The organism is Paenarthrobacter sp. R1, assembly GCF_030264015.1.
Lineage (GTDB): Bacteria > Actinomycetota > Actinomycetes > Actinomycetales > Micrococcaceae > Arthrobacter > Arthrobacter ureafaciens.
This window is the reverse complement of the sequence record NZ_CP127115.1, coordinates 3,676,748-3,697,471: the sequence shown is the minus strand read 5'-3', so window position 1 is coordinate 3,697,471 and position 20,724 is coordinate 3,676,748. Positions and strand designations below refer to the sequence as shown.

General features: G+C 64.5%; 18 protein-coding genes and 1 tRNA gene. 8 read left to right on the top strand and 11 right to left on the bottom strand.

What is annotated here, in order from left to right; genetic code table 11:
• Positions 1-3: 3 nt before the first annotated feature.
• Positions 4-1,284 carry an AI-2E family transporter gene (locus QN084_RS17820; RefSeq protein WP_062095693.1) on the bottom strand — a complete coding sequence of 427 codons (1,281 nt, stop codon included), beginning with the start codon at positions 1,282-1,284 and terminating at the stop codon, positions 4-6.
• Between the two features lie 64 nt (positions 1,285-1,348).
• Positions 1,349-2,299, bottom strand: a complete 951-nt coding sequence (locus QN084_RS17815; RefSeq protein ID WP_062095690.1) for an aldose 1-epimerase family protein — start codon at positions 2,297-2,299, stop codon at positions 1,349-1,351.
• A gap of 94 nt (positions 2,300-2,393) precedes the next feature.
• Here QN084_RS17815 and galT point away from each other — a divergent pair, with 94 nt between their 5' ends.
• The 3 genes from galT to QN084_RS17800 are packed head-to-tail and all read left to right on the top strand — an operon-like array spanning position 2,394 to position 5,980.
• Positions 2,394-3,542, top strand: a complete 1,149-nt coding sequence (galT, locus tag QN084_RS17810; RefSeq protein WP_374978460.1) for a galactose-1-phosphate uridylyltransferase — start codon at positions 2,394-2,396, stop codon at positions 3,540-3,542.
• On the top strand, positions 3,539-4,699 hold the full coding sequence (gene galK / locus QN084_RS17805) for a galactokinase (RefSeq protein WP_069694725.1): 1,161 nt from the start codon (positions 3,539-3,541) through the stop codon (positions 4,697-4,699). Before galT ends, galK begins: the two co-directional genes overlap by 4 nt.
• 42 nt (positions 4,700-4,741) lie before the next feature.
• Positions 4,742-5,980 (top strand): acetyl-CoA C-acetyltransferase, encoded by a 1,239-nt coding sequence (locus QN084_RS17800; RefSeq protein ID WP_069694724.1) that lies wholly within the window; start codon positions 4,742-4,744, stop codon positions 5,978-5,980.
• A 117-nt stretch (positions 5,981-6,097) separates the two neighbouring features.
• Here the strand turns inward: QN084_RS17800 and QN084_RS17795 are convergent, their stop codons facing one another.
• Positions 6,098-7,021 carry a Bax inhibitor-1/YccA family protein gene (locus QN084_RS17795; RefSeq protein WP_021471515.1) on the bottom strand — a complete coding sequence of 308 codons (924 nt, stop codon included), beginning with the start codon at positions 7,019-7,021 and terminating at the stop codon, positions 6,098-6,100.
• 390 nt (positions 7,022-7,411) lie between these two features.
• Here QN084_RS17795 and QN084_RS17790 point away from each other — a divergent pair, with 390 nt between their 5' ends.
• The 5 genes from QN084_RS17790 to QN084_RS17770 all read left to right on the top strand — a co-directional run bounded on the left by QN084_RS17790 (position 7,412) and on the right by QN084_RS17770 (position 12,288).
• Positions 7,412-8,689, top strand: coding sequence for a branched-chain amino acid ABC transporter permease (locus QN084_RS17790; RefSeq protein WP_021471516.1), 1,278 nt, complete (start codon positions 7,412-7,414; stop codon positions 8,687-8,689).
• Positions 8,690-8,698: 9 nt separating this feature from the next.
• Entirely contained in the window at positions 8,699-9,667 is a 969-nt protein-coding gene (locus tag QN084_RS17785; protein WP_069694723.1) for a branched-chain amino acid ABC transporter permease, read from the top strand.
• 65 nt (positions 9,668-9,732) lie between these two features.
• Positions 9,733-10,686, top strand: coding sequence for an ABC transporter ATP-binding protein (locus tag QN084_RS17780; RefSeq protein ID WP_374978463.1), 954 nt, complete (start codon positions 9,733-9,735; stop codon positions 10,684-10,686).
• On the top strand, positions 10,683-11,453 hold the full coding sequence (locus tag QN084_RS17775) for an ABC transporter ATP-binding protein (RefSeq protein ID WP_021471519.1): 771 nt from the start codon (positions 10,683-10,685) through the stop codon (positions 11,451-11,453). Before QN084_RS17780 ends, QN084_RS17775 begins: the two co-directional genes overlap by 4 nt.
• 154 nt (positions 11,454-11,607) lie before the next feature.
• A complete protein-coding gene (locus tag QN084_RS17770; RefSeq protein ID WP_069694721.1) occupies positions 11,608-12,288 on the top strand; it encodes a phosphotransferase in 681 nt (226 codons plus the stop codon).
• Positions 12,289-12,588: 300 nt separating this feature from the next.
• Here the strand turns inward: QN084_RS17770 and QN084_RS17765 are convergent, their stop codons facing one another.
• From QN084_RS17765 to QN084_RS17730, 8 genes are all read right to left on the bottom strand, one after another.
• A complete protein-coding gene (locus tag QN084_RS17765) occupies positions 12,589-13,950 on the bottom strand; it encodes an ABC transporter substrate-binding protein (RefSeq protein WP_069694720.1) in 1,362 nt (453 codons plus the stop codon).
• 220 nt (positions 13,951-14,170) lie between these two features.
• Positions 14,171-14,244 (bottom strand) — tRNA-Leu (locus QN084_RS17760).
• A 37-nt stretch (positions 14,245-14,281) separates the two neighbouring features.
• Positions 14,282-15,202 carry an N-acetyltransferase gene (locus QN084_RS17755; protein WP_069694719.1) on the bottom strand — a complete coding sequence of 307 codons (921 nt, stop codon included), beginning with the start codon at positions 15,200-15,202 and terminating at the stop codon, positions 14,282-14,284.
• A gap of 100 nt (positions 15,203-15,302) precedes the next feature.
• Entirely contained in the window at positions 15,303-16,754 is a 1,452-nt protein-coding gene (locus QN084_RS17750) for an NAD(P)/FAD-dependent oxidoreductase (RefSeq protein WP_031216240.1), read from the bottom strand.
• A gap of 34 nt (positions 16,755-16,788) precedes the next feature.
• Entirely contained in the window at positions 16,789-18,171 is a 1,383-nt protein-coding gene (locus tag QN084_RS17745) for a S8 family serine peptidase (RefSeq protein WP_069694718.1), read from the bottom strand.
• Complete coding sequence (locus QN084_RS17740) at positions 18,168-19,121, bottom strand: Ppx/GppA phosphatase family protein (protein ID WP_069694717.1); 954 nt, start codon at positions 19,119-19,121, stop codon at positions 18,168-18,170. Before QN084_RS17740 ends, QN084_RS17745 begins: the two co-directional genes overlap by 4 nt.
• Positions 19,118-19,810, bottom strand: a complete 693-nt coding sequence (locus tag QN084_RS17735; protein WP_170828527.1) for a DUF501 domain-containing protein — start codon at positions 19,808-19,810, stop codon at positions 19,118-19,120. Before QN084_RS17735 ends, QN084_RS17740 begins: the two co-directional genes overlap by 4 nt.
• 69 nt (positions 19,811-19,879) lie before the next feature.
• Entirely contained in the window at positions 19,880-20,629 is a 750-nt protein-coding gene (locus QN084_RS17730) for an FtsB family cell division protein (RefSeq protein WP_062095679.1), read from the bottom strand.
• Between the last annotated feature and the right edge of the window lie 95 nt (positions 20,630-20,724).

Genomic DNA, 20,724 nt, shown 5'->3' with positions numbered 1-20,724 from the left:
TGACTATTCTCCTTTTGTGGTGTCGGCTCCGGGTCGCTCCTCGGGGATGCTTCCTGAAGCCCTGGCCTTGCTTTCGGTACCGGTGGCGCCGCGTGATTGACCTACGGGCAACTCCGCGTCCTTGAGGTTGGAGTCACCATCCGGTCCCGGCGAACCTTCAGCCGTTGGAGCCCCCACGGCACCCGGTCCCCCATCATGTTCCCACGATCGGCCGGCAATGTACCGAACGGCCGTGTTTACTACGGCGAGGATGGGGACTGCGAAGAGCGCTCCGGGAATGCCTGCGAGGTAGGAACCAGCAGCCACAGTGAGGATGACGGCCACCGGATGCAGTGCCACGGCCTTGCCCATGACCAGGGGCTGGAGGATGTGGCTTTCCAGCTGCTGGACCAGCAGGACGATCGCCAACATGATCAGCGCGTTGACCGGACCGTTGGCCACCAGGGCAAGCAGCACGGCGATGGCACCGGTAACCAGGGCACCGACCACGGGGATGAATGAACCGATGAAAACCAGCACGGCCAAGGGCAGAGCCAGTGGTACCTGGATGATGGCGGCACCGACGCCGATGCCCACGGCGTCGACGAAGGCGACGAACATCTGGATGCGTACGTAGTTGACCATGGAGGTCCAACCGCGCCGCCCGGCTCCGTCAGTGGCAGCACGGGCCTTCTTCGGCAGGAGCCGGACCAGAAAAGCCCAGATCCGCTGGCCCTCGAGGAGGAAGAAGATCAGGATGAACAGCGCCAGGACCAGGCCTGCGGCGAAATGCCCGGCGGTGCTGCCGAAGGACAGGGCACCACTGAGGATGCTGCTGCTGTTGTTCTGCAGGGCGTTGGCAGCATCGGCAATGTACTGGTCGATCTGGTCCGCGGTCAGGTGCAGCGGTCCGTCAGCAAGCCATGTCTGGATCTGTTGAATGCCGGCGAGCGCTTCCTGCCACAATTCCCCGAACCCGGAAACAAGCTGACGGCCCACCAAAGCCAGCGAACCGGAGATCAGCCCAATGAAGCCGAGGACCGTGATGGCGACAGCCAGGCCGTTGGGTACCTTCCGCTTGCGGAGCCACACCACCACCGGGTACAGCAGACCCGCCAGGAGGGAGGCCACCATGACGGGAATGATGAGGAAGCTGACCTTTCCGAGCAACCACACCAGGATGCCGATCATGACCAGGATCAGGCCTACCCGCCATGACCAGGCTGCTGCTATGCGCACGCCGTACGGGATATCTTCGGCAATTTGGCGGTCACTACGGGTTTTGGCGTCCGGTGTTGGCGTCATGAACCCATAATTCCGTAGCCCGGGCCGTATGGGAAACTGAGCGGCCCGGACGCGGACAGTCCTGCTAAAGCGCCGCCGTGATTCCCCAGGACATGGTGAACGAACCGCCCGGCGGCAACCAGCGCAGCCCGTCTCCGCTGTTGAAGGCGTTGGCAGGACCGGTCATGGGCTCCATGGCCACCGATTTGGGACGTCCGGGGTACTTGTCGGTCACGAAGACGTGGACGTATCCGGCGCTCTGGTCATGGACCAGGCTGACGCTGCGTCCGTCCGGTGCCGACAACGTGTGCCGCGCGATGCCGCCGTCGAACTCCAGATCCGTGTAGGAGGCATCGATGTCCAGCCCGCCAACGGTTCTGCCTGCCGATAGGTCGAACTCCCCGTCCACCGCAGCTGCGCTGCGGGGTATTAGCCGCTCATCGGCTACCAGGCGCGTACCGGCCTTGACGGTGAGGGTGAGGTCCTCGCTCGCAACCTCGCCGATCCGGAGATAGGGGTGGGCGCCGAGGACGAAGGGGGCGTCCGCCGTCGAGTCGTTCACCAGGGTTTGCCGGACGCGAAGGTCCATGTCCGCGTCCAGTTCGTAACGGACGCGGTGCCGTACCAGGAACGGGTACCCGTGCTGTGGGAAGACGGCGGCTTCGAGCGTGACGGAGAATTCAGATTCGTCCACCAGGGCGTACCCGGTGTTCCTGAGCAGTCCGTGGCTGGCGTTGTTGCGGGCAACTTCGGTGATGTCCAGCTGCTGCTTCTCGCCGTCGAGGTACCACGCACCGTCCTCGATGCGGTTTGCCCACGGTGCGAGCGTGATTCCCGTGCCGCCCGGCGGGATGTCCGCGTCGCCGTACGTTTCGGTCAGGTGCACGCCCGCCCGCGCATAGAGCCGCAGTCCGGCAGCCAACTCGGTAACGACGGCGACGGCGTCACCTCGCCGGAGTTCGAACTGGCGGCCGGTGGCGTATCGGCGCGGTGCGGTTTCGGGAGTGGATGCTGGGGGCGCGGAAGAATCGGGCATGGCAATACCGTACTCGTCCGGCCTGCAGCATCGGCCGATGTTAAGTTTTGTTAGTAATTATGCGTTTTTGGGCGATTGTGGAATCATGGTCCACATGAGCCGTCGCGTTACCAGCACCCGCCTCTCGGACAACCGCGAGTTGATCTACTTCGATGACCCGGAAACCCCCTCGCGCCCGCCAGGGGCTTTGGTGGACCACCGCGACCTTCCGCCCCGCGGGGAACCCGGCGAAGTCCGGTTCGACGCGTTGTCCGGAGAATGGGTGGCCATCGCGGCCCACCGCCAAAGCCGCACCCATCTGCCGCCGGCCGACCAATGTCCCATTTGCCCCACCACGGCGGCGAATCCGTCGGAGATCCCGGCACCTGATTACGACGTCGTGGTGTTCGAGAACCGCTTCCCGTCCCTGGGACCGGTTGCGGGCGACATCCCTCCGGCGCCTTCCACCGGGGGCCATGGACTCAAGGGACCGGCATTGGGCCGCTGCGAGGTGGTCGCCTTCACCCCGCAGCACACAGGATCCTTCGCGGAGCTGGGGGAAACCCGCGCCCGGACCGTCATCGAAGCCTGGGCTCAACGGACTGAAGCCCTCAGCGCCCTGCCCGGCATCAAACAGGTGTTCCCGTTCGAGAACCGTGGTGCGGACATCGGGGTGACACTCCACCACCCCCACGGCCAGATTTACGCCTACCCGTACGTGACGCCGCGGGCAGCGAACCTGGGTGCGGTCGCCCGCCGCTACTATGACGATGTCGGCGCGAAAGAAACGCTGGCGGCATCCCTTCTGCGGGCGGAAAGGGAGGACGGCAGCCGCATGGTCCTCGAAGGCAAGCACTTCAGTGCCTACGTTCCCTTCGCGGCGCGGTGGCCCCTGGAAGTGCACCTTGTCCCCCACCGCCATGTGGCCGATCTGGCGGGCCTCAGGGGCGAGGAAAAGGAAGAGTTGGCGCACGTCTACCTTGACCTTCTCAAGCGCCTGGATGCCCTCTACCCAACGCCCATGCCCTACATCTCAGCGTGGCACCAGGCCCCGCTGGACCCGGTGCTCCGGCCGTCCGGGCAGCTGCACCTCCAACTGACCTCACCGCGGCGGGCGGCGGATAAGCTGAAGTACCTTGCCGGATCGGAGGCCGCCATGGGCGCATTCATCAACGACACCACCCCGGAGGCAGTGGCTGACCGCCTGCGCAGCGTTGCCGTGGCACCAGCCTCCGCCAAGACCATGGAGGACTCCCCCGCATGACCACCAGCACCGATGTCTTCACCCTGACCGCGGCGTTCCATGAAGCATTCGGAACAGTCCCGGACGGCGTCTGGCAAGCACCGGGGAGGGTCAACCTCATCGGGGAACACACCGACTACAACGAGGGCTTCGTTCTGCCGTTCGCCATCGACAAGACAGCCAAGGTGGCTGTGCGGGTCCGCGACGATTCAACGGTCCGCTTGCTGTCCACCTTCGGCGGGCACGGTTTGGTCGAAGCCAGCCTCGACGGCCTTGAACCCGGTTCCGGGGAAGGGTGGTCGCGCTACCCCTTGGGCGTCGCCTGGGCACTGAAGGAGCGCGGCGTCAGCGTCCCCGGCTTCGAGCTCCTGCTGGACTCCGACGTTCCCCTCGGCGCCGGCCTGTCCTCCTCGCACGCGATCGAGTGCGCCGTCATCACCGCCCTCAACGAGCTCACCGGAGCCAACCTTCCGGCCGAGGAACTGGTACTCGCTACGCAGCGGGCCGAAAACATCTTTGTGGGCGCCCCCACAGGCATCATGGACCAGTCCGCTTCGCTCCGCGGCGCCAAGGGACAGGCCGTGTTCCTTGACTGCAGGGACCAGCACGTGGAACTCGTTCCGTTCGACGCCGAGGCTTCCGGACTGGTCCTCCTGGTGATCGACACGAAGGTCTCGCACTCCCACGCCGACGGCGGATACGCCTCCCGGAGGGCTTCCTGTGAACTCGGCGCCCAGGTGCTGGGAGTCACGGCGCTACGGGATGTTGGCGTGGAAGACCTGGAAGCGGCCTCCGGGCTGCTGGATGAGGTAACCATGCGGCGGGTCCGGCATGTGGTGACCGAAAACGACCGGGTGCTGCAAACGGTGGAATTGCTTGGCGCCCAAGGACCGGCCAGCATCGGGCCGCTGCTGGATGCCAGCCATGCGTCCATGCGGGACGACTTCGAAATCTCTTGCCCGGAACTCGATCTTGCGGTGGACACCGCCCGTGCCAACGGGGCCATCGGGGCCCGCATGACCGGCGGCGGCTTCGGCGGCTCGGCCATCGCCCTGACACCGGTGGGCGAGGAACACAAGGTGCGCGACGCCGTCGTGCGTTCCTTCGCCGAAGCCGGCTACACCGCACCGGACATCTTCACTGTGACGCCGGCCGAAGGGGCTTTTCGTCTCGCCTAAGCGCCTGCAGCCCGGCCCGCACCGCGGGCGTAAGCTGGGGCAATGACTGAGGCTGTGATTGTTTCCACCGTCAGGAGCCCCATCGGGCGGGCCTTCAAGGGCTCCCTGAAGGACGAGCGCCCGGACGATCTTGCCACCGCCATGGTGGAAGCCGCCCTGGCCAAACTGCCCGGATTCGATCCCGGCGCCGAGGATGGCCATGGCTTGGACGATCTCCTGCTGGGCTGCGCAGAACCGAGCGGTGAGGCCGGCTCCAACATGGCCCGCGTCGTCGGCGTCCTCGCCGGGCTTGACCATGTTCCGGGCGCCACCATCAACCGCTTCTGCGCGTCCAGCCTGCAGACCCTGCGGATGGCCTTCCATGCCATCAAGGCCGGCGAAGCGCACGCGATCGTGTCCGCTGGCGTAGAAGCTGTATCCCGTTACCGGGACTGGGCCGGGGCCGGGGAAACGGACGCAGCCAACCACAACCCGGCCTTTGAATCTGCCGCCCAGCGGACCGCCGCCCGCGCGGCGTCGAACATTCCGTGGACCGACCCCCGCCTCGGCGGACGGCTGCCCGACGTGTACATTTCCATGGGCCAAACGGCCGAGAACGTGGCGACGTCGTACGGCATCAGCAGGGCCGAACAGGACGAATGGGGCGTGCTGAGCCAGAACCGGGCAGAGGCTGCCATCGCTTCGGGCTTCTATGCCCGCGAAATCACTCCGTACACCCGCAAGGACGGATCAGTGGTGGATCGCGACGATTCGCCCCGGCCCGGCGTGACGCTGGAGGCGGTCTCGGCCCTGCAACCGGTCTTCCGGACCGAAGGCACAGTGACCGCGGGCAATGCGTGCCCGCTGAATGACGGAGCCGCGGCCATGGTGGTCATGAGCGATGCCAGGGCCCGCGAGTTGGAACTTGAACCCCTGGCGCGGGTGGTCTCCACGGGCGTCAGCGCACTCTCCCCCGAACTCATGGGCATGGGCCCCGTTGAATCCACGCGCCGCGCGCTGGCCACAGCCGGGCTCACTATGGCGGACATCGACCTGGTGGAACTCAATGAAGCCTTCGCAGTGCAGGTGATCGCGAGCGCGAGGGAGCTCGGCATCGATCCGGAAAAGCTCAACGTCCACGGCGGAGCCATTGCCTTGGGCCACCCCTTCGGCATGACCGGGGCCCGGATGGCTACCACCCTGATCAACGGCCTGCAGGAACGCGACAAAACCCTGGGCCTGGCCACACTGTGCGTGGGCGGCGGACAAGGAATGGCCGTGGTGCTGGAACGCCTGCGCTAGCCGCGAGGAGCTGGCTCCCGCCCCCCCCAAGCGCCGTCAGGCCGGCTCTCAGCCGCGTGCTGGTACAACAATGCCCCCGAAGACTCTTCGGGGGCATTGCGTTGCTTGGGTCCGGGGCTAGTCGTCGCCGCGCAGGATTGCCAGGAGGCGGATGATTTCGACGTACAGCCACACCAGGGTGACCGTCAGGCCGAAGGCAGCCGTCCAGGAGTAGCGTTCCGGAGCGCCTGCACGAACGCCCTCCTCGATGCTGGTGAAGTCCATGATCAAGGAGAAGGCTGCAAGGCCGATCGCAAGGATGCCGATGAAGACGCCCAGCGGAATGCCGAAGATTTCAACGCTGGTGCGCAGGCCGAACGGCTCCTGCACGGCGCCGGTCCACATCATCACCAGGTTGATCAGGGCGAATACTGCGTAGCCGATGGTGGCGATCATGAAGAAGCGGACCATCTTGGGGGTCGCACGGACCTTGCCGCTCTTGAAGAGGGCGAGGGTCACGCCGAAGACGGCCAAGGTGCCGATGACTGCCTGCAGGCCAACGCCCGGGTACATGGCGTCAAGGAAGCGGGTTAGGCCACCCAGGAAGAGACCTTCGAGGCCGGCATACGCGAGGATCAGCGCGGGCGAAGGCTGCTTCTTGAAGGTGTTGACCAAGGCCAGGACGAAACCGCCCAGGGCGCCGACGATCATGAGCATGGTGGCCATGGCCGGTGCCACGAAGAGCGTGACTCCGGCACCAAGCACCAGGACAACAAGGCACATGACGGTCTTCATGATGACGTCGTCGTACGTCATCCGTCCGGTGTCGGCCGGGCCTGCCGCAGGCTGGTTGTACATCTGCTGCAGTTGCTCGTTGGTCATGTTCTGCTGCTGCGCAGACCAAGCGGCGTGGCCGTCCATGACCTGGCTCGGAGCACGTCCGGGGGCCTGGTTGAACTGCTGACCGTAGGGGTTGCCATACGGATTCTGCGGTACAGGCGGGGCCTGCTTCGCTCCACGGAAATTCTTTCCGTTGAAGATCGGGTTTCCGCCAAGGGCCATTGCGGGTGTCCTCCTGAGAAAGGGCTAAGTGATAATTTACGGTACCAATTACCACGACCGGACGGCAGGGATAGTTCCCTGCCGTCCCCAGCCGCAACCGAAACGTGATCCGCACCCTTGTTGCCCGTGGCGGCACAGTTGTTATCCGATCGCGATCTTCGCGCGCCTGACGTGGACCTTTTTCAACCCCACCGGGCGGTAACATAGGCCACACGCGGGTGACTTGGATCACATTCGAGGCAACTAAGTATGACCGTTTTCCGAGCCCCCTAACCGTTCGCACCGGCCGCAATGGCGCAGCCGGGACCACCCCCACTGTGGAGGTTTTCCATTTTGAGAAGCACACTGCGCGACCCGTCTACCAGACGGTCCAGAGGACTGCAGAGATCCGTGGGGGCGTTCTTTGCCGCCCTCATTGCCGTTCTGCTGATCGCCGCCCCCGCGGCGCAGGCAACTACCCCTTCGCCTTCGCCGTCAGCCACCAATTTCCAAAACAGCATCAGCGGCTTCCTCCGCGATGACAGCCGGAATCCCCTGTCGGGCGTCAAAATCAAGGCAACCGGCAACGGATTCGAAGGCGAGGCCACCTCAAGCGAGAACGGATCCTGGCGCATCGGTGTTCCGGTCCAGGGCACCTACAAGGTCGAACTGGACGAATCCACCCTTCCGGACGGCATCAAGCTCGCGGACGGCCAAGAGAATCCCCGCGATGTCACCTTCAGCCAGACGTCCAACCTGTCCGTGATCTTCGCCTTCGGCGAAGGCATCGTGGTCCAGCAACAGGACTTCGGACAAAACCTGCTCAACCGCCTTGTGGCGGGCTTGAGCTTCGGCCTCCTGCTTGCCTTGGCGTCCGTGGGGCTTTCCCTCATCTTCGGCACCACGGGCCTGACCAACTTCGCCCACGGCGAGATGGTAACCCTGGGCGCCGTGCTCGTGTTCCTTTTCAATGGACTCGGATTCCCCTTCTGGCTCGCCATCCTCCTGGCGCTGCTGGGCGGCGGCCTCTTCGGTTACGCCCAGGACGCGGGCCTCTGGCGTCCGCTGCGGCGCCGCGGTACGGGCCTCGTTCCCATGATGATCGTGAGCATCGGCCTGGCGTTGGCCGTCCGCTACGTCATCCAGTTCTTCTTTGGCGGCGCCACGCAGCAGCTGCCGGGGGCACAGAGCGCGGAGATCCAGATCGGCCCCGTCTCCATTTCCCCCAACAACCTGTGGTCCCTCATCATCAGCGCCGTCGTCATTGCCGTGATCGGCATCGTTCTTTTGAAGACGAGGCTCGGCAAGGCAACCCGTGCTGTCGCTGACAATCCGGCACTGGCCGCAGCCTCGGGCATCGACGTCGACTCCGTCATCCGCATCGTATGGGTAACGGGCGGCATCCTCGCCTCCCTCGGCGGCATCCTTTGGGCCTACTACCGCCCCGGCGTCACGTTCGACATGGGCTCCCAGATCCTGCTGCTCATCTTCGCCGGCGTTACCCTCGGTGGCCTTGGAACCGTCTTCGGTGCCCTGATCGGTTCCATCGTGGTGGGAATCTTCGTGGAGCTGACAACAGTGTTCGGCCTTCCCGCCGACCTCAAGTACGTTGGCGCCCTGTTCATCATGATCGTTGTCCTTTTGTTCCGACCGCAGGGCATCCTCGGCCGGCGTGAGCGTGTGGGTTAGGAGCGGGCCATGGATTTCGGATTCATTTTTTCCAGCGCCCTTGGCGAAATTTACAGTCCGACGACGGCGGCCTACGCACTTGCCGCTTTGGGCCTTGCGGTCCACTTCGGCTACTCGGGCCTGCTGAACTTCGGCCAGGCAGGCTTCATGGCCGTAGGTGCCTACGGCTTCGCGATCTCAACCCTGACGTTCAAGGCTCCGTTCTTCGTAGCACTGCTGATCGCCATTCTCTGCTCGGTCATCTTCGCCTTCATCCTCGGCATACCCACACTGCGCCTCCGGGCCGACTACCTGGCTATCGTGACCATCGCATCGGCGGAAATCGTCCGCTACGTGGTGACCACCAACCAGCTGACCAGCGTGACAGGTTCAGCCAATGGCCTGGCAGCCTTCGAAGGCGACTTCTACTCAATGAACCCCTTCCCGGAGGGGTCCTACCTGGGCATGAACAACAGGGACTTCTTCATCCGCGTCGTCGGATGGACCCTGGTGATCATCTGCTGCCTCCTCGTCGGGCTCCTGATGCGCAGCCCTTGGGGCCGCGTGCTTAAGGGCATCCGCGAGGACGAGAATGCGGTGCGCTCGCTCGGCAAGAACGTCTACGCCTACAAGATGCAAGCGCTCGTCATCGGCGGTGTCCTTGGCGCCCTGGCCGGCATGATTTTCACGCTCCCCCGCGGCGCCGTCCAGCCGTCCAACTATGGAACCGAACTGACGTTCTTCCTGTGGACCTGCCTCCTGCTCGGCGGCATGGCTACGGTGCTCGGGCCGGTGATCGGCGCCATGATCTTCTGGGTTGTCCTGTCCCTGACCCAGAGCATCCTGTACGGCCTCATCGAGTCGGGTGCCATCACGTGGCTGACCACTGTCCAAGCAGGCCAGTTGCGGTACATCCTTGTAGGTGTAGCCCTGATGCTCCTGATGATCTTCCGCCCGCAAGGCGTCTTCGGCAATAAGAAGGAGCTTGCATTCGCATGAGTGAAAGCAACAACCAGACCAGCCCCGGAATCGGCGGCTCCGGAACAACGGAGAACGTCGACTACATGACCGATACCCGCCAGATCGCCGTCGGCGAGAACACTCCCGGGTGCAAGAAACGCGATCCTATTGTGGTGGCGGAGAATGTCACGCGATCCTTCGGCGGCATTAACGCCGTCGACGTCGAGTACCTCGAGATTCCCCGGCACAAGATCACTGCTTTGATCGGCCCCAACGGCGCGGGCAAAACCACGCTGTTCAACCTGTTGACCGGCTTCGACACCCCCAACTCCGGTCAGTGGCAGTTCGAGGGCAACAGCCTGGCGGGCGTCTCCTCCTACAAGGTGGCGCGCATGGGCATGGTCCGGACCTTCCAGCTCACCAAAGTGATGGGCAAGCTGACGGTCATGGAAAACATGCGCCTGGGCGCTGCCAACCAGCCCGGAGAACGGTTGTCCAAGGCCCTCTTCAAGGGTATGTGGGGCGGCCGTGAGAAGGAGATCACCGCGCAGGCCAACGTCCTGCTGGAGAAGTTCAAGCTGGACGCCAAGAAGGACGACTACGCCGCTTCCCTGTCCGGTGGCCAGAGGAAGCTCCTGGAAATGGCACGCTCCCTCATGGTCCGTCCCAAGCTGGTCATGCTGGACGAGCCCATGGCCGGCGTCAATCCTGCCCTGACCCAGTCGCTGCTGGACCACATCAAGAACCTCAAGGCCGAGGGCATGACCGTGCTCTTCGTGGAGCACGACATGAACATGGTGCGCCACATCGCCGACTGGGTGGTGGTCATGGCCGAAGGCAAGGTGGTGGCTGAGGGCCCTCCAGGGGAAGTCATGAAGAACCCCGCCGTGATCGACGCCTACCTCGGCGCCCACCACGACGTCGACCTGGGCGACGCCCAAGGTATCAAGGAACTCGAAGCCGAACTCGTTGCCGATGACGAGTCGGTAGTGGGAACCGAGGACGCCGGCATCCTGTCCACCGACGTCACCGAAACCAAACAGGAGGAGGGCAAGTGAGCGCCACCAGTGCCATGCCTGCCGCCGCAGGCAGTCCCACGGAAGAAGCCGTCGTCAAGGTTACCGACCTCGTGGCTGGCTACCTTCCGGGCGTCAATATCCTCAACGGATGCAGCATTGAAGCCCGGAAGGGCGAATTGATCGGAATCATCGGTCCCAACGGTGCCGGCAAGTCCACTCTTCTGAAGGCGATGTTCGGGCTGGTCAAGGTCCACTCAGGCACTGTCGTGGTGCGTGGCAAGGACCTTACGGGCCTCAAAGCCAACAAACTGGTGACGCAGGGTGTGGGCTTCGTACCGCAGACCAACAACGTCTTCTCCACCCTCACCATCGAGGAGAACCTCCAGATGGGCCTGTTCCAGAGGCCCAAGGTATTCAACGAGCGCTTCGACTTTGTCACCAGCCTCTTCCCCGAACTCGGCAAGCGGCGTGCGCAGCGTGCAGGCTCGCTGTCCGGCGGTGAACGGCAGATGGTGGCCATGGGCCGTGCCCTCATGATGGACCCGGCCGTGCTGCTCCTGGACGAGCCCTCGGCCGGCCTCTCCCCCGTCAAGCAGGACGAGACATTCCTGCGCGTCCACGAGATCAACCGTGCCGGCGTCTCGGTGATCATGGTGGAACAGAACGCACGCCGCTGCCTGCAGATCTGCGACCGCGGATACGTCCTGGACCAGGGCAGGGACGCCTACACGGGCACCGGACGCGAACTGATGAAGGACCCGAAGGTCATCCAGCTCTACCTAGGCACCTTGGCCGACGAGGTCTAGCAAAGGCATCGCTCCACAGCCAAAGGAGGGGTTCCGGAATGACTCCCGGAACTCCTCCTTTCTGCGTTTGCGGGCTCTTGGCCCCCGAGAACCAATTGGCGGGTTCACAGTTCCCCACAACACCTCATCAACCGCGGGATGGCATGCTGGACCGATGACTGACGCAATTTCCAGCCGACAGTTGGAACTCTTGACGTCCTGGCTTGGTCACTTCACTGTGATCCAGGACCACTCCTGGCCGCTCCAGGACACTACCGTCCTGCAGTTGGAAACCGAGGATGGCCGGCACGTTACGGTGAAGGCCAGCCTGACCAGCCACCACATCCGCCGTGAAATCAAGGCGTACGCCCGTGGGCTGCCCGGCCTTCGCGGCAGGATTCCTGACCTTTTGCACTCCGCACCGGATGCCGGCCTGTTGGTCACCGGATTCCTGCCCGGCACGCTGGTAGCCGGGACCGCTGCAGAACATGAATCGGATACCTATTACCAAGCCGGCAGGCTCCTTGCCCTGCTGCATCGGCCGGCGGGAACATCCGCGAGTTACTTGCGCTCGATGGCGGTCAGGACTTCTGCGATCATCGAGCGCCTGGACGGCCTTGTGACCGCACCCGTGGTGCGCCGCGTGGCTGAGGAGCTTGCCGCCGTCGAGGTTTACCCTGTTGAGTTGGTGACCACCCACGGTGATTTCCAACCCAGGAACTGGCTGTACGACGACGGCCCCGGAAGAGGCCGGCGTGTGGCGCCTCGAGAACCTGAACCAAGCCGTCGGAACCGTGGTCTGGGCACATCAGGTGGGAGACCAGGCCTTCGAACAGCAAGGTGTCCTCATGCTTGAAAGGGTGTTGGAAGGCTTCGAACCGTTCGCTTCCTGAACCGGCCGCGTACCGCCACGACCCACTTTGCAGACGTCAGCGCCCAACACGCCGAGGATTGGAGTGCCAGCCGGGGGCTTTCCCCTCAAAGTGGGTCGTGCCGGCACGCCTGCCCTGCGAGGGCTTGGGATTGCCGGCGCCTGGGATTGCCGGCGCCGTGGGATTGCCGGCGCCCGGGATGCCGGGGCCTCAGCGCCCAACACGCACAACGGGTCCCCCTCCGGCTGGAAGGGGACCCGTGTGGTTACTGAGGAGCGTGCGGCTTAGAGCTTGCCGAACTCTTCACGAACCGGCTTGTAGGTGTTGTCATTCTGGTATTCGTAGATACCGATGTACGCCTCGGTGGGGTCACCGGCGTCGGAGAAGGTCACAGGACCGGACTGGCCGTCGTAGTCGATGTCCTTGCCTTCGCGAAGGAGCGTCACGCAAGCAGCGTAGCTGTTGCACTTTTCGCCGCCCTCGGAGACTTCCTTCAGCTTGGCTGCGATGTCCGGACCCTTGGTGCTCTTGGCAGCCTCGGCGGCCAGGGAGATCAGGTTCACGGCGTCGTAGGACTCACCTGCGTAGCTGTAATCCTTCAGGGCGGGATCGATGGCCAGGAGCTTCTGCTTGAAGGCGTCCTTGGCGAAGGTACCCGGGATGGTGCCCTGGGCGCCCTTCAAGGTGCCTGCCTGGAAGTCCTTGCTGTAGTCGGAAGTGTTTCCATCAACCATGAACAGCTGCGTCGGCTTGATGCCCTTGCCGGTGATCAGCGGAACGATGCTCTTGGCCTGGTCGAAGGTAATCAGGGCAATGGCATCCGGCTTGGCAGCGAGGACCTTGTCCACCTGGCTGCTGAACTGCGAGTCGCCTTCGTTGAACAGTTCCTCAGCCACAACCTTGCCGCCGGCAGCCTCGAAGGCTTCCTTGACGTTCTTCTGCAGGCCGGTTCCGTAAGCGTCGTTAAGCACGATCATGCCAACGGTCTGGGCTCCACAGGTGGCCATGTAGTTGCCGAGGACCTTGCCCTGCAGGACGTCGGAAGGCGCAGTACGCCAGTACAGCCCCTTGTCATCCCACGTAGTGAAGTCCGGCGAGGTGTTGGCCGGCGAGAACTGGATGACACCGGCACCCGTGATCTGGTTGATGACGGTCTTGGAGACACCCGAGGAGGCTGCACCGATGATGGCGCTGACTCCCTGGCCCAGGAGGGCGGTGGTGGACTGCGTAGCGATATCGGTCTTGGTATCACCGGAGTCACGGTGGATCACCTCGACGGGAGCACCGAGCACGCCGCCTGCATCATTGACTTCCTTGATGCCGAGGTTTACACCGGCAATTTCGGGCGGGCCAAGGAACGCCAGCGACCCCGTTGTCGGCAGGAGCGATCCAATCTTGAGCGGAGTGGAGGTAGTGGTGGTCGAGGGAGGTACGGGGCCAGAGTTGGTAGCGGCCTGGCTGTTGCCTGCACCCGCCCCTCCACTGGGTGCCGGGCAGGAAATGCCTGCTGCGGCGGCCGAGCTGGAGCCGGTATTGGACTGGCTCGGCGTTGAAGACCCGCCACAGGCTGTGGCGAGCAGAGCGACCCCAATGCCAAGCGCTGTCAGCTTGGCGGCCCGGGGCGCCGCTTGGGAAAGATCAAACATTCGTTGTCTCCTCGATCGAAAGGTGCGAACCGCCTTTGATGCGATAACTCAGGTATTCCTGATTAAGACTCAAACTAGTGCAATTGATCGGGGAAAATAAGTGATTGAGGTCACATCCCTATAACACTCGTTGCCTGTGGGGAATCTACGAGCCAGCTGGGAAAACTCTTCAAAAAGAAAGCGGGAAAGGGAAGCGGATTTCCGCTTCCCTTTCCCGTTGTGCCCCAGGTGGGACTCGAACCCACAACACGCGGATTTTAAGTCCGCTGCCTCTGCCAATTGGGCTACTGGGGCGCCCGGACCATGTTATCCCAGCTGAAGATGTCCTGCGCTAAAGGCGCTCAAACGGCGCCGCGTAGCGGAAGGTTCCCCGCACGCCGTCGGGCCATGCCGGAAGCCGCAACAACTGGAAGTGGTCGCCCCACGCGGCGTCCGGCGGAGCGACGCCAACGGTTGCCGCCGGGACGTAGCCGAAGCGCGGGTAGTAGCTGGTACTTCCCAGCAAAGCGATTCCGCGCTCCCCTGCCGCTGTGGCCCGCAGCGTGGTCTCGCGCATCAGCGCAGAACCGATCCCCCGCCGCTGGAGCGTGGGCTCCACCGCTATCGGCCCGAGGCCAAGGAGTTCCAGGTCCCCCACCCATGCCCGGGTACTGATGACGTGCCCCACGATCTCACCGGCGATTTCCGCCACGATGCTCAGGTTCGGAATGTATTCGTCGCACTCGAAGAGCTCCCGCAGCAGGCCCACCTCCACTGGCGTACCTTGGACGGGTTCCCCCGTGACCGGCGAAACGGAGAACGCCTTCGCGGCGAGTTCCAGGATGGCCGCACGATCCTCCGGGCGTTCGTCCCTCAGCACTATTCCGCGTCCCAGCAGGCGGAGCACATCAAGGGCGCGTCCGGCCTCGGCAGCCGGCACCAGCAGGTGGTCGTGATGGAAGCCGGCCAGGACGTTGCAGCTGATGCCGGCATGGGTGAGGGCCGAACTGACCGCAGCAGTCAGTCCAACAGCTTCCAGGGCCGAATGGATCTGCAAGGTGATCCATGCAGCCACGAAGTCATAGTGCAGGCCAAGCCGGTCCGCTTCGTCGCGCCGCAGAACCACGGTCAGGCCCTCCGCTTCCCGGACCGCAGCCTCGATGTCGCCTTCCAGCGGCTTTCCGTGCGGCCACAGTGCGTAGACGTAGTCGCCCTCGCGGACAACGGGTTGCATGGATTCGAGAAGTGTTTCCAAGTCAGTTTCGCCGGGCATGCGTACAGTCTAGGCGCGCCCGCCACGGTGTGACGGCGAGGCGTTAAACGTCGACGGCGGCCACTCCCCCTCAGGGGAGCAGCCGCCGTCGTGCTTCTTGCTACTTGGCGTCAGCCGTTACCGGGGTCTTGACCTCGGCGGGCTTGGCTTCAGCAGGTGCGGGAGCGGCAGCAGCCGGCTTCGGGGCCGGGGTTGCCGCGGCCACGAACGCACCGCGCGGGTTGTCCAGGTCCATCAGCTGCGTGGTGTCGCGGCCGGCGAAGAAGGCCAGGATCCAGCCGAAGACCACGCGGAACTTGCGCTCAACAGTGGGCATGGCCATGCCGTGGTAGCCACGGTGTGCCAACCAGGCGAGTCCGCCCTTGAGGCCGATGCGGCCCAGCAGGTTGATGTTCGCAACACCCTTCCACTCGCCGAAGCCGGCTACAGCACCAAGGTTCTTGTGCTTGTAATCGTGCAACGGCTTGTCCCAGCGGGAAGCCCAGAGGTTCTTGGCGAGCTTCTTGGCCTGGCGAAGTGCGTGCTGTGCGTTCGGTACGCAGGTACCGTCCGGGAGGCCCTTGCCGGTCAGGTCCGGAACAGCGGCGATGTCGCCGGCAGCCCAGGCGTTCTCGATGATGCCTTCGTCGCCTGCAATGCGCAGGTCCGGGAGGACGCGGACGCGGCCACGGGGTTCGAGCGGGAAGTCGGTGGAGCGGATCATCGGGTTGGCCTGCACGCCTGCAGCCCAGACCAGGGTGTCTGCTTCGATTTCACCGGCGGAGGTCTTGTCCGGGAGGTTGATGAGCTTGAGGTTGCCTTCGGCGCTGTCCAGCGAGGTGTTCAGCAGGACCTCGATGCCGCGGCTGCGGAGGTGTTCCACAACCCACTCGGCCTGGGAAGCGGTGACCTCGGGCATGATGCGGCCCATGGCTTCGACCAGGATGAAGCGGACTTCCTCCTGGCGGATGCGCGGGTTGTTGCGCACAGCTGCGCGGGCGAGGTCTTCCATTTCGGTGAGGCACTCGATGCCGGCGAAGCCGCCGCCAACAACCACGAACGTCAGGGCCTTGGCACGTGCGGCCGGGTCCGTCATGGTGGATGCGGCTTCGATGCGCTCAAGGAGCTTGTTGCGCAGTGCAACTGCTTCCTCGATGGTCTTCAGGCCGATGCCCTTGTCCGCGAGGCCCTTGATGGGGAAGGTACGGGTGATGGCACCAGCGGCCATGACGACGTCGAAGTACGGGATCTCAAACGGAGCGCCGCCGTCCGAGGGCGCAACCACAGCGGTGCGGTTGGCGTGGTCGATGCTGGTGACGCGGCCCTGGATGAGCTCAGTCTGCTTCAGGTGCTGACGGTGGGAGACAACGGCGTGGCGTGCCTCGATGTTGCCGCCGGCTACCTCGGGGAGGAACGGCTGGTAGGTCATGTAGGGCAGTGGATCCACGACGGTGACGATGCCACCTGCATTCGCGATCTTCTTCTGCAGTTTGAGTGCTACGTACAGGCCGACGTAGCCGCCGCCGACGACGAGAACCCGGGGACGGTCAATGAGCTCTGGGGTGGTTGCCATGACACCAGAGTACATTACTTTGTGAAAATCTTCACTAACTACGTTTGGTAGGTGGATCCACCGCTTCCATGACGCCAGTATCGGCCTCCTCCGGCGTCGCCGGCGGGTTTTTATAAGCCCGGCGCAACTGGATTGCGGCACCGGCAATGATGGCGATGAACAAGGCGCCGAAACCAAGCACGACGGCGGCCGGCAGAGCATCGTCGACCGTCGCCGGAGCCTGCGCCACGGGAACGGTGGGGTCCGCCAAGGTGGGAGGCGCGCTGGTGGGACTCTCGACCGGAGCCTGGGTCGGAGCGCTGAGGTCGCCGCGTCGATGGACCCTGATCCAATCGCCGATGGAGCCCAACGGGTTGGTGCTGGTTGTGGGGACGGTTCCCTTCAAAGCAGCCTCGGCATCAAGGATCCCGTAGCCGTACAACGGGTCCTTGCCCGGGGCGCCTGCATCCTTGGCGGTGCTCACGATCCGGTTGATGACCTGCGCTGCACTCATCTCCGGCCACTTGGACCGGATCAGGGCGGCGACCCCGGAAACGATGGGCGCTGCACCCGAGGTTCCGGCCCACTCGGCGTAGCCGCCGCCGGGGATGCCGCCCACGAGGTCTTCAGCGGGGGCTGCTACACCGATGCTGATGCCCTGGGAGGAGGAATCCACGCTGGCTTTGCCGTCGCCGTCCAGGCCTGCGACCGTGAGGACCCCGGGGATGGTGGCGGGTGCGCCCACCTGGACGTTGCCGCCAACCCGGTTCCCGGCGGCAGCAACGATGACGACGTCCTTTTGTTCGGCGTAAAGGAAGGCCGCGTCCCAACTCTGAGGCCAGTCCGGAGACGTGCTGCCCAAGGAAATGTTGATGACCTTCGCACCGTTGTCCACGGCCCAGCGAACGGCATCCGGGATTTGTTCCTGGTCCGTTTTTCCGCCGGGGTTCGGCGAGCCAAGCCACGTTGAGACGGACAGAAGTTCGGCTTCCGGCGCTACGCCCACTATCCCGTCAGGCCCTCCCGCAGGTGGCGTAGTGGGGGCCGCTGACGGCGAGGCGGACGGGGAAGCCGTAGTCGTTGTGTGTCCGCGGCCGGCCAGCATGGTGGCCACCAATGTGCCGTGCTCCGGTTTGGCGCCGATGCTCTTCTGGCCGTTCGGCGCTCCCGCTTTCGAGGCATCAGCGCCGCCGGTGACAACTCCCTTGAGGTCCGGGTGGTTGCCGTCAACACCGCTGTCGATGATGGCTACCTTGACGCCGGCCCCTTTCGAGACCTGCCAGGCGTTGGTGATTCCCGATTCCTTGAGCCAGTGCTCTTTGTCCCGCCACGAGTCGGCCATCGCCGCCGGTGCGGTCGCCAGCGAGCCCACCAGCGCTCCCCCGGCCAGGAAGGCCGCGAGCGAGGCGGAAAGGCTGCGCCGGAACCGCATACTCATGCAGAACCCCGGATGCTTAGCGCAATGCCGTCCAGAATGTCGTGCTCGCTGGCCAACGCGCCAGTGATGCGTCCGTTGCCCGATTCGACCAGTCGGGCGACGATGCGCCGCCACACCAGTGCGCCGGCTCCAATAACGTCCACCCGGCCTGGGTGCATGTAGGGCAGGGCGGCACGATCGGCACGGCCCATGTTCAGCAAGTTGGTCGCAGCATCGCTGATGGTGCCGGAATCGAGGTAGGCGCCATGGATGCGGTTCGGCTGGTACTCGCTCAGGCCCAGGGCGTGGGCCGTGATGGTGGTAATGGAACCGGCAACGCCCACGACGGCGGTGGCACGGTGGAAGGGAACGGTTTCCGCTGCGAGGTTGATGGCTGCGTCGACGTCGGCTTCCGCTGCTGCGATCTCTTCCGCGGTGGGAGGATCGCCCTTGAGGTGCCGTTCCGTCAGGCGGACGCAGCCGATGTCCACCGAACGGGCAGCGATGACGCCGCTGGAGTCACCCAGGACGAACTCCGTGCTGCCGCCGCCAAGGTCTACTACCAGGACGGCGTCGTCGTCTTTGACAGGCAGCACGCTGCTGGCACCGGCGAAGGACAGGGAAGCTTCCTCCTCGCCGGAGATGACCTCGGGTTCCACACCAAGCAACCCGCGGATGCCATCGACGAAGACGTCCCGGTTCCGGGCGTCCCGCGTTGCCGACGTGGCGACGAAACGGACCTTGCCGGCGTCGTGCTTGTTAATGAGTTCCGCGTAATCCTTGGCGGCAGCGAAGGTCCGTTCAAGGGCCTCGGGAGCGAGCTCCCCGGTGGCGTCAACGCCTTGTCCCAGGCGGACCACGCGCATTTCGCGGACAACGTCAGTCAACGGCCCGGATCCCCCGTTGGGGGAATCGGCGATCAGCAGGCGGATCGAGTTGGTTCCACAGTCGATGGCGGCCACACGGCTCATGGACGCTCTTCCGTCGTTTCGGCAGTGGTGTCCTCAGGGGTCTTTGACTTGCGCACCGGGGCCGGCCGGCCAACGATGCCAGGCAAGCCCTGCGGGCCATGGCGGCTGAGATCCCTCGACGGGGCCTCACCCTCGGTGTCCCATGCGCCGTCGCAATAGCAGCGGTCCTTGGTCCACCACTCCGAGATGGCTTCCAGCGCTTCATCACCCAACGGGTTCACGCCGGGACCGGCCGCCAGGGAGTGGCCCACCAGGACATGCAGGCATTTCACGCGGGTGGGCATGCCGCCTGCCGAGACTCCGGCAATCTCCGGAACCGCACCCGTGCCGGAACGTTCGGCGATCTGGTCCCGGGCCTGGAGGTAGGATTCGTGGGCGCCGCGGTAAGACTCGGCGAGATCCGGCTCGGCGGACAGGCGGTCATTCATCCGGTTCATGAGCCCGGCTGCTTCCAGACGGGACACCGCCGACGTAATGACCGGGTGGGTCAGGTAGAACGTCGTGGGGAACGGGGTTCCGTTACTCAGCCGGGGTGCCGTGGCCGCAACCAGCGGATTGCCGCACACGCAACGGGCGGGGATCTCCACGACGTCACGGACGGGACGGCCGAGCTGGCGGCTCAGGACATCCAGGTCGTGTTCTGATGGCTGGCGGGATTCCTGCGGCAAGGCTGCCGTGTTTGCTTCCACTTGTGCTGCCAACCTTCCTGCCCTTTGTGGTCGCCTCCCCGGAGGGCACGACGGCGGCGGGCACCGCGTCTAGTCTGTTGCCGATCGTCTGATGGACTCCCAAAGCGCATCCACCCAGGGCAAGTTGGCCGGGTTTTCGGATGTGCCGGAGCCGGTGCGGCCCCCAGGCGTTCCGGCGGCATCTTCCCCGCCAAACACCCAGTATCCCGTTTCACCCGGCATAACCATGTTAATGCGGTCGCGGGCCTGCTGTTTCACGTAGTTGGGGTCCTGCCACCGCGATAGCTGCTTGTTCAGGTCCTCCTGCTCGGCTTCCTGCGCCGCGATTTCCGCTTCCAGGGCCGAGATTTCGGAGCGTTTCTCGAGGAACACCTTGACCGTGGGGGCCAGCATGACCGTGATGGCAATCATGACCACTGCAAAGGCCAACAGGCGTCCCGAGAAGGCCTTGGCCGGTACCGGATCGATGCTTTCATGATCACCGGGGACCTGTTTGGCGCCTCCTGACTTACTGTCCGGAGCGGAGGCCCCGCGGAGGGAAGGAGCGGATTTCGACGGCGTGCCGGTACGCGCGGACGGCTTCCTCACGGCAGTCGCGGCGCCGGCACCGTTTGGCCCGCCCGTTGCTTTTCCCTTGATGGCGCTACCGGTCGTTCCTGCCGGCGTGGTCGAGGGGCTGCTGCCGAATGAGGCCTCGATGATCTCCCCGGCCGTTTCATCGGCGGGGCCGCCGGCCTGGTGGCGTTCGGAGGCGGGCGGGGAGCCTGACTGCCTGCCGAGGGCGTCGGCCCTGGGTACCTTTGGACGACGGGTGGCCATGACACTCCTGTAATGCCCGGTGCTTGCCTGGCGGGTTGCTGCGCTTGCCCTCGCGCCTGACATTCTTGCGTTGGTTCCTTGGCCCGCGGTCCAGC

Excerpts from the sequence above, each read along its gene's own strand:
- QN084_RS17820 (WP_062095693.1), bottom strand. The coding sequence starts at position 1,284 with ATGACGCCAACACCGGACGCCAAAACCCGTAGTGACCGCCAAATTGCC.
- QN084_RS17815 (WP_062095690.1), bottom strand. The coding sequence starts at position 2,299 with ATGCCCGATTCTTCCGCGCCCCCAGCATCCACTCCCGAAACCGCACCG.
- galT (WP_374978460.1), top strand. The coding sequence starts at position 2,394 with ATGAGCCGTCGCGTTACCAGCACCCGCCTCTCGGACAACCGCGAGTTG.
- galK (WP_069694725.1), top strand. The coding sequence starts at position 3,539 with ATGACCACCAGCACCGATGTCTTCACCCTGACCGCGGCGTTCCATGAA.
- QN084_RS17800 (WP_069694724.1), top strand. The coding sequence starts at position 4,742 with ATGACTGAGGCTGTGATTGTTTCCACCGTCAGGAGCCCCATCGGGCGG.
- QN084_RS17795 (WP_021471515.1), bottom strand. The coding sequence starts at position 7,021 with ATGGCCCTTGGCGGAAACCCGATCTTCAACGGAAAGAATTTCCGTGGA.
- QN084_RS17785 (WP_069694723.1), top strand. The coding sequence starts at position 8,699 with ATGGATTTCGGATTCATTTTTTCCAGCGCCCTTGGCGAAATTTACAGT.
- QN084_RS17780 (WP_374978463.1), top strand. The coding sequence starts at position 9,733 with ATGACCGATACCCGCCAGATCGCCGTCGGCGAGAACACTCCCGGGTGC.
- QN084_RS17770 (WP_069694721.1), top strand. The coding sequence starts at position 11,608 with ATGACTGACGCAATTTCCAGCCGACAGTTGGAACTCTTGACGTCCTGG.
- QN084_RS17765 (WP_069694720.1), bottom strand. The coding sequence starts at position 13,950 with ATGTTTGATCTTTCCCAAGCGGCGCCCCGGGCCGCCAAGCTGACAGCG.
- QN084_RS17755 (WP_069694719.1), bottom strand. The coding sequence starts at position 15,202 with ATGCCCGGCGAAACTGACTTGGAAACACTTCTCGAATCCATGCAACCC.
- QN084_RS17750 (WP_031216240.1), bottom strand. The coding sequence starts at position 16,754 with ATGGCAACCACCCCAGAGCTCATTGACCGTCCCCGGGTTCTCGTCGTC.
- QN084_RS17745 (WP_069694718.1), bottom strand. The coding sequence starts at position 18,171 with ATGAGTATGCGGTTCCGGCGCAGCCTTTCCGCCTCGCTCGCGGCCTTC.
- QN084_RS17740 (WP_069694717.1), bottom strand. The coding sequence starts at position 19,121 with ATGAGCCGTGTGGCCGCCATCGACTGTGGAACCAACTCGATCCGCCTG.
- QN084_RS17730 (WP_062095679.1), bottom strand. The coding sequence starts at position 20,629 with ATGGCCACCCGTCGTCCAAAGGTACCCAGGGCCGACGCCCTCGGCAGG.